General features: G+C 69.0%; 7 protein-coding genes. 1 reads left to right on the top strand and 6 read right to left on the bottom strand.

Features of this window, described 5'->3' with window-relative positions:
• Positions 1-163 precede the first annotated feature (163 nt).
• The 3 genes from A5767_RS01620 to A5767_RS01610 all read right to left on the bottom strand — a co-directional run bounded on the left by A5767_RS01620 (position 164) and on the right by A5767_RS01610 (position 4,330).
• Positions 164-2,689 (bottom strand): ABC transporter permease, encoded by a 2,526-nt coding sequence (locus A5767_RS01620; RefSeq protein WP_064851500.1) that lies wholly within the window; start codon positions 2,687-2,689, stop codon positions 164-166.
• Positions 2,690-2,700: 11 nt separating this feature from the next.
• Complete coding sequence (locus A5767_RS01615; protein ID WP_006553930.1) at positions 2,701-3,462, bottom strand: ABC transporter ATP-binding protein; 762 nt, start codon at positions 3,460-3,462, stop codon at positions 2,701-2,703.
• A gap of 91 nt (positions 3,463-3,553) precedes the next feature.
• A complete protein-coding gene (locus A5767_RS01610) occupies positions 3,554-4,330 on the bottom strand; it encodes an SDR family NAD(P)-dependent oxidoreductase (protein WP_064851499.1) in 777 nt (258 codons plus the stop codon).
• A 78-nt stretch (positions 4,331-4,408) separates the two neighbouring features.
• On the opposite strand from A5767_RS01610, the gene A5767_RS01605 reads away from it, so the two are divergent.
• Entirely contained in the window at positions 4,409-5,179 is a 771-nt protein-coding gene (locus tag A5767_RS01605) for a deoxyribonuclease IV (RefSeq protein WP_064851498.1), read from the top strand.
• Positions 5,180-5,279: 100 nt separating this feature from the next.
• Here the strand turns inward: A5767_RS01605 and A5767_RS01600 are convergent, their stop codons facing one another.
• Genes A5767_RS01600 through A5767_RS01590 form a run of 3 tightly spaced genes read right to left on the bottom strand, consistent with a single transcriptional unit; the run spans position 5,280 to position 7,377 of the window.
• Entirely contained in the window at positions 5,280-5,891 is a 612-nt protein-coding gene (locus A5767_RS01600) for a TetR/AcrR family transcriptional regulator (RefSeq protein WP_019288104.1), read from the bottom strand.
• Positions 5,888-6,643, bottom strand: a complete 756-nt coding sequence (locus A5767_RS01595; protein ID WP_033097325.1) for an ABC transporter permease — start codon at positions 6,641-6,643, stop codon at positions 5,888-5,890. The genes A5767_RS01600 and A5767_RS01595 overlap by 4 nt, the downstream gene beginning before the upstream one ends.
• Positions 6,640-7,377 (bottom strand): ABC transporter ATP-binding protein, encoded by a 738-nt coding sequence (locus A5767_RS01590; protein ID WP_064851497.1) that lies wholly within the window; start codon positions 7,375-7,377, stop codon positions 6,640-6,642. The genes A5767_RS01595 and A5767_RS01590 overlap by 4 nt, the downstream gene beginning before the upstream one ends.
• Positions 7,378-7,462: the final 85 nt, after the last annotated feature.

Genomic DNA, 7,462 nt, shown 5'->3' with positions numbered 1-7,462 from the left:
CCCCCCCCCCCCCCCCCCCCCCCCCCCCCCCCCCCCCCCCCCCCCCCCCCCCCCAAACCCCCCGCCCCCCCCCCCCCCCCCCCCCCCCCCCCGGCCCGGGGCCCCGGCCGCTGTGGACAACTCCACTGCCTGTGGACAACTCGTGTCCACCTGCACTTTCTGCCTACATGTCGCTGATCGCTTCGAGCGGCGGCGTCTTCGCCGCACGCTGGCCGGGCCACAGCGCCGCGAGGACACCGATGATGCCGGACGCGACGAGCATGCCGACGACCTGCGACCACGGCACCGAGATGATGTCGAGTCCCTGATCGGCGAGGGTGCGTACGAACGCCCAGCCGAACGCGAGACCGAGCACGACACCCACGACCGCGCCGAAGACCGCGATGAGCAGCGACTCCAGGTAGATCGTGCGACGCACCTGGGCGCGTTGCATACCGACGGCGCGGAGCATGCCGATTTCCCGCCGCCGTTCCACCACCGACAGCGCGAGGGTGTTGACGATGCCGAGGATGGCGATGACTACGGCGAGGGCGAGCAGGCCGTAGAGGATCGCGAGGAGCATGTCGATCTGCTGCGCCTGCTGACCCTTGAACTGCTCACGGTCGAGGACCTGCACGATCACGTAGTCCTTGACGGCCTCCTCGATCGACGCGCGCACGGTCTCCGGATCGGCACCGTCGACGGTGTTCATGAGGACGACGAGCGCCGACCGGTTGTTCGGCGGCGTGAACTGCTCGAACAGCTCCTGCGAGACGACCCACGGACCGATCAGCTGGTTGTCGGCGAAGATGCCGGCGACCGTGGTGTCGACGGTGTCGCCGTCGCGACTGGTGAGCGGAACGGTGGAGCCCACTTCCCAGCCGTGGTCGTCCGCCGAGGTCTGCGAGACGAGAATCTCGTTCCCGGTCACCTCGAAGGCTCCCGCGACCATGTCCAGGTCGAGAACGTCCTGGAGGGGCCCGCCCGCTCCGGTGCCGAACTCGAAGTCCTCGTCGATCTTGGCCTGCACGCCGTAGGCGGGCACGACCTCCTCGATGCCGTCCACTCCGCGGACCGCCTCGGCGGCGGGGGCCGGGACACCGAACATCTGCGGCCCGGTGAGCATGAAGTCCGCCTCGACCCCGTTGTCGACGAGCGCGTCGACACTGGCCTTCGCCGACGACCCGAATACCCCGATGACGGAGACGAGCATCAGTCCCAGGGTGAGGGCGAACGCGGTCGCGGCGGTGCGACGCGGATTGCGGGTCGCATTGGTGCGCGCGAGCCGGCCGATCGCCCCGAACGGCCGAGCGAAGACCGCACCGAGCGCGTTCACGACGGGCCGGGACAACGCCGGCGCCGCGAACAGCACCGACAGGATCAGCAGGAAGGCGCCGATACCGACGGTCGCGGCCGCGCCGCCACCGACCTGCTGTGCGCCCACCACGACGAGTGCCGCACCGACGATCGCGCAGAGCACACCGATGATCGTGCGGATGCGCAGCGACTCGACGGTCGCTGTGGATTCCTCGCGCATCGCGGCGACGGGCGGAACGTGGGTCGCGCGCCGCGCCGGGGCGTAGGCGCTGACCATCGTCACGACCACGCCGACGAGCAGCGCGACGATCACGGTGCGCGGGGACAACTGCAGCGGGCCCGACGGCAGTCCGAGATCCGCGGCGTTCAGTGCCGCGCGCAGACCGTAGGCGAGCGCGACGCCCGCGGCGATACCGATGATGCTGCCGATCAGACCGACGACGAAGGCCTCGAGGGTGACCGACCGGCCGACCTGCTTGCGGCTCGCGCCGATCGCGCGGAGCAGGGCGAGTTCGCGTAGTCGCTGGGCGACGATCATCGAGAAGGTGTTGTAGATGATGAACGTGCCGACGAGCAGTGCGATCGCGCCGAACGCGAGCAGGAAGTAGTTGAGGAAGTTCAGGGCCTCGGCGACCTGCGACTTGGTCTCCTCGGTGACCTCGGCTCCGGTCTGCACCTTCAGCTCGGGCAGCGCTGCCGCAATCTCGTCGCGCAGCTGCTCGGGCGAGAGCGAACCGTCGCCTGCGACGTCGAGGAAGCCGATGTGCCGGCCGTCGGTGAACAGCTGGGATGCCTGTTCCTCGGTGAACAACGCACCGATGTAGCCGCCGGTGTCGGTCTCGAGTTCGTAGATGCCGCTGACGGTCACCGGCACCATGCCCTGCGAGATGGTGAGCACGGTCGTGCTGTCGCCGATCGAGAGATCACCGCGTTCGGCCGCGCTCTCGTTGAGCGCGATCTGCCCGCTCTCCGCGGGTGGTCCACCGGCCACGAAGGTCTCCGGTTCGCCGACGAGACGGTCGGGCGGGATGTAGGCGTAACCCTCGGCGGGTGCGCCTCCGGTCTGGATCGCGGCGCCCTCGGAGTCGAGGACGATGATGCCGCCACCGATCGACGGGGACGTGCGCTCGACGCCGGGGAGGGCGACGACCTGGTCGACGGCCTCGATCGGGACACCGCTGGTGCCGTACTGCTCGGTGCTGACGCGGACGTCGACGCCCTGGGCGACGTCGCCGAAGATGCCGTCGAAGGTGCGCTGCAGTGTGTCGGTGAAGACGAACGAACCGGTGATGAAGGCCGTGCCGAGCACCACGGAGAGCACGGTCAGGGCGAGCCGCACCTTGTGTGCGGCGAGGTTGCGCAGGGCAACCCTGCGGATGGGATTCCCACTCATCGCGGTGTCTCCTATTCCGCCACGGGAGCCGCGGAGGCGGGATCGAACTGTTTCATCCGGTCGAGCACTCGTTCGGCCGTCGGTTCGCGCATCTCGTCGACGATGCGTCCGTCGGCGAGGAACACCACGCGGTCGGCGTAGCCGGCGGCGCGCGGGTCGTGGGTGACGATCACGACGGTCTGGTCGAACTCGTCGACGGCCGCCCGCAGGATGGACAGCACCTCACCGGACGAGCGGGAGTCGAGGTTGCCGGTCGGCTCGTCGCCGAAGATGATCTCCGGCCGGCCCGCGAGGGCACGCGCGCACGCGACACGCTGCTGCTGGCCACCGGACAATTCGCCGGGGCGGTGTCCGAGACGGTCGGTGAGACCGAGACGGGTGACGACGGTGTCGAGCCATTCCTGATCGATCTTGCGGCCCGCGATGTCCACCGGCAGGGTGATGTTCTCGAGCGCGGTGAGGGTGGGGACGAGGTTGAACGCCTGGAAGACGAAGCCGATGCGGTCGCGCCGCAGCTGGGTCATCCCCTTGTCGGACAGGGTCGTCAGATCGGTGTCGCCGATGAAGACCGCTCCGGAGGTCGCGCTGTCGAGACCTGCGAGGCAGTGCATGAGGGTCGACTTGCCCGATCCGGAGGGGCCCATGATCGCGGTGAACTCACCGGCGGCGAAATCCGCGGTCACACCGTCGAGGGCGTGTACCGCGGTTTCTCCGGTTCCGTAGATCTTCTTCAGGTCCTGGGCGCGGGCTGCTGGGGCCGAGTGCAGTGGCATGCACCCATCTTCCCGGTGCCGGGACCACCGCACCATCGGGGATGACCCCGATCTTCGATTCGGGGATACGGGTGTATGCCGGGGCGGTGGCTCAGGCCCAGCGTGCCTGACCCCCGTCCAGCGGGATCGTCGCGCCGGTGAGATAGCGTGCGTCGTCGCTCACAATCCACGCCACGGCGCGCCCGATGTCCTCTTCGGGGTCGCCGATGCGGCGGAGCGGGATGGTTTGCACGAACTCGGCGGCCTCCTCCGGGTTCTTCTCCGTCCACCATTTCAGGCCCGGCGAAAGGGCGTGCGGGGCGATGGCATTGACTCGGATGCCGTCGACTCCCCATTCGGATGCCGCGGTGCGGGTCAGCGACCGCAGTGCCTCCTTGGTCGAGGCGTAGCCGCCGTAACCACTCGCGTCCCAGCGCACCGCGGCGGAGGTGACCATGTTGACGATCGACCCGCCACCGCGTTCCTTCATGATCGGGTGGACGAGTTGCATGGCGTGCAGCGCGGCGAGCGGACCCGAGCGGTACGCCTTCTCCAGCACGGCCGGCTTCAGGTCGAGCAGCGGCCCGAGCGGATTGAAGCTCGCGTTGTTGACGAGGATGTCGACACCTCCGAAGGCTCTGACCGTGCGGTCCACCGCGGCGGCGATCGCATCCGGATCGGCGATGTCGCACACGACCGGCTCGGCGGTGCCACCGAAGGCGCGGATCTGCTCGGCGGTGTCGATCAGCTTCGACTCGGTCCGGCCGGCGACCGCGATGGCCACACCTTGGCGGGCCAGCGCGAACGCAACCCCCTGACCGATCCCCTGACCTGCGCCGGTGATCAGCGCGACCCTGCCGTCGAGTTTGCCGCCTTCGAGTGTGCCCATGCGAGGAGTCGAGCAGATTCCGGGCACGTCCGGGTATTGCGGTCCCGGTCGGCGGGACACTGCCCTAACCTGTGGCACATGCGGATAGGTGCGCACGTCCGGCAGGACGACGATCCCATCGGTCAGGGCGAACATCTCGGTGCCGATCTGGTGCAGGTGTTCCTGTCGGACCCGCAGAAATGGACGAAGCCCGGTGAGCATCCGCGCACCGAGGAGATCCTCGCATCGGACGTCGACGTGGTGGTGCACTCGCCGTACGTCATCAACGTAGCGAGCCTGAACAACAGGGTGCGGATGCCGTCGCGCAAGGCCGTCGCCGACCACGCCGAGGCGGCCGCGCGTATCGGTGCGCTCGGGCTGGTGGTCCACGGCGGGCACGTGCGCGCGGGTGAGGACGTCGCCGCCGGGGTGGAGAACTGGCGCAAGCTGTTCGAACGGCAGGAGGACAAGGGCGGGTTCGGGGTGCCGATCCTCGTCGAGAACACGGCGGGCGGCGACTTCGCGATGGCCCGCTACATCGACGCGATCGGATGTCTGTGGGACGCCATCGGCGACTACGGTCCCGGCTTCTGCCTCGACACCTGCCACGCCTGGGCGGGCGGTGAGGATCTCGTCGGTGTCGTCGAACGGGTGCGTGCGGTCACCGGCCGGATCGATCTGGTGCACCTGAACAATTCGCGTGACGAGTTCGATTCGGCCCGCGACCGGCACGCCAATCTCGCCGACGGGCAGATCGATCCGCAGTTGCTCGCGGAGATCGCGGTGCAGGCCGACGCACCGATCGTGCTCGAGACCCCGGCGGAGGGACTCGCCGAGGACATCGCCTTCCTGCGGGAGCACTCGACCTGACGACACACTCCGTTCTACGTTTGCGTCGTGCGCGGACCGATGCACCGTGTCGACGGCGCGCCTCTGTCTCCGACCGAAGCGCACGCCCCCGAAGCTGCGGTCACATGCCGGGCAGGTCGCCGGTCAGATAGCGCTGCACAGTGGGGGCGACGATCTCGACGAGCTGCTCCGACGACATCGACGCGAGCGGTTCGAGTCCGATGATGTAGCGCACCAGCATGATCCCGGTCATCTGGGTGGCCACCAGTTCGGCCCGCAGCCGGCCGGTGCCGACGGGTCGGTCGATACGCTCGAACAGCGGTGCGAGCGCGACTTCCAGCAGGAACGAGCGGATCAGACCGCTGTCGCCCCCGGCGATCTGCGCACGGAACATCGCCACGGCCGCGTCGCGGTGCGGGGAGTCCCACACACCGAGAAGGGCGGTCGTGAGGGCACGGCCGAGATCCTCGGGTTCGGCCGCGTAGACGGGGGCGAGGACGTCGCGCGGATCGACCGGCAGCGCGATGGACGCGGTGAACAGCTGCAGCTTGGTGCCGAAGTAGTGGTGCACGAGCGCCGGGTCCACCCCTGCACGGGCCGCTACCGCACGCACCGTCGTCTTGTCGAAACCGTTGGCGGCAAACAGTTCCCGGGCGCTCGCGAGGATGTCGCCGCGCGCGCCCGAGTTCCCGGGACGGCGGCCGGGGCGCCGCGTCCCGGCCTCGCTCGTCACGGGGTGCGACGGCGCAGCGTCGCCGCACCGAGTGTGAGGGCCGCGGCGGCGAACGCCGCGACGACGATCAGATCCCGCACCATGACGGCGGTGACCCCCGGATTCACGGTGATCTCCTGCAGCGCCTCCACCGCGTAGCTCAACGGCAGTGCGTTGCTGATCCAGCGCAGCCAGTCGGGCAGATCGTCCCGGGCGACGAGCAACCCGCACAGCAGGAACTGCGGGATGACGATCACCGGCATGAACTGCACGGCCTGGAACTCGGTGCGGGCGAAGGCGCTGCACAGCAGCCCCAGGGAGACCCCGAGGACGGCGACGAGAACCGCGACGACCAGCACCCACAGCACGGATCCGGCGCTGGTGACGTCGAGCAGCCAGAAGGCCACCACGCATGCGAGACCGGCTTGGACGGCCGCCGCGAGCGAGAAGGCGCTGCCGTAACCGGCGAGCAGGTCGAGTTTCGTCAGCGGTGTGGTGAGAAGCCGTTCGAGGGTGCCCGAACTGCGTTCGCGTTGCATCGCGATGGAGGTGACCAGGAACATCACGACGAACGGGAGGATCCCGAGCATCGTGACGGCGATCCGGTCGAACAGCGAGACTCCGCCCGGGCCGGTGGGCGCGTTCTGGTACATGAAGTACAGCAGCGTCATCAACAGGCTCGGGACGAGCACGATCATCGCGACGGTGCGATGGTCGGCTCGCAACTGACGCAGGATGCGGGTGGTCGTGGTGGCATAGATGACGGCGCTCACGGTCGTGCTCCCGTCCGGTTCCGGATGAGTCGGAGAAAGGCGTTCTCGAGGCCCGTTTCCCCTGTCTGTTCGCGCAGCTCGGCCGGGGTCAGCTGGGCCACCAGCCGGCCTTCGCGCAGGAGGACGAGCTCGTCGCAGTGGCCGGCCTCGTCCATGACGTGGCTCGACACGAGCAGGGTGGTGCCGCGGTCGGCGAGTGCGCGGAAGTGTTCCCACAGTTCGGCGCGCAGCAGTGGATCGAGTCCGACGGTGGGTTCGTCGAGCACGAGCAGTTCGGGATCGCCCACCAGCGCACACGCGAGCGACACCCGGCCCATTTGACCGCCGGAGAGGGCCGCCGTCCGGTTGCCGGCGTGGTCGGTGAGCCCGACCGCCGCGAGGGTGTCGGCGACCGCGGCGCCCTTCCGCCCGTAGAGGGAGGCGAAATAGGAGACGTTCTCGGTGACGGTCAGGTCGGGGTAGACGCTCGGCGACTGGGTGACGTAACCGATGCGGCGGCGCAGTTCGGCGCTGCCCGCGCGCAGGCCCAGCACCGTGACCGTGCCGGATTCGACGATCTGGGTGCCGACGATCGTGCGCATCAGGGTGGTCTTCCCGCAGCCCGAGGGGCCGAGCAGTCCGGTGATCGCCCCGCGCGGGACGCGCACGCTCACGTCCTCGAGAGCTCGATGGGTGCCACGCCGAACGTGCAGATCGCGGATGTCGACAGCGTCGGAGATGTGGTCGATGGCCATGATCCACTCAATTCATCGAGTGTTGAAATCATCCTCGGATGAATTGTGCGCCTCACGTCTCGATCCGGTCAACCCCCGCGAGCGT

The organism is Rhodococcus sp. 852002-51564_SCH6189132-a (genome assembly GCF_001665495.1).
GTDB lineage: Bacteria > Actinomycetota > Actinomycetes > Mycobacteriales > Mycobacteriaceae > Rhodococcus > Rhodococcus pyridinivorans.
This window is presented reverse-complemented; position numbering and strand designations above follow the sequence as displayed.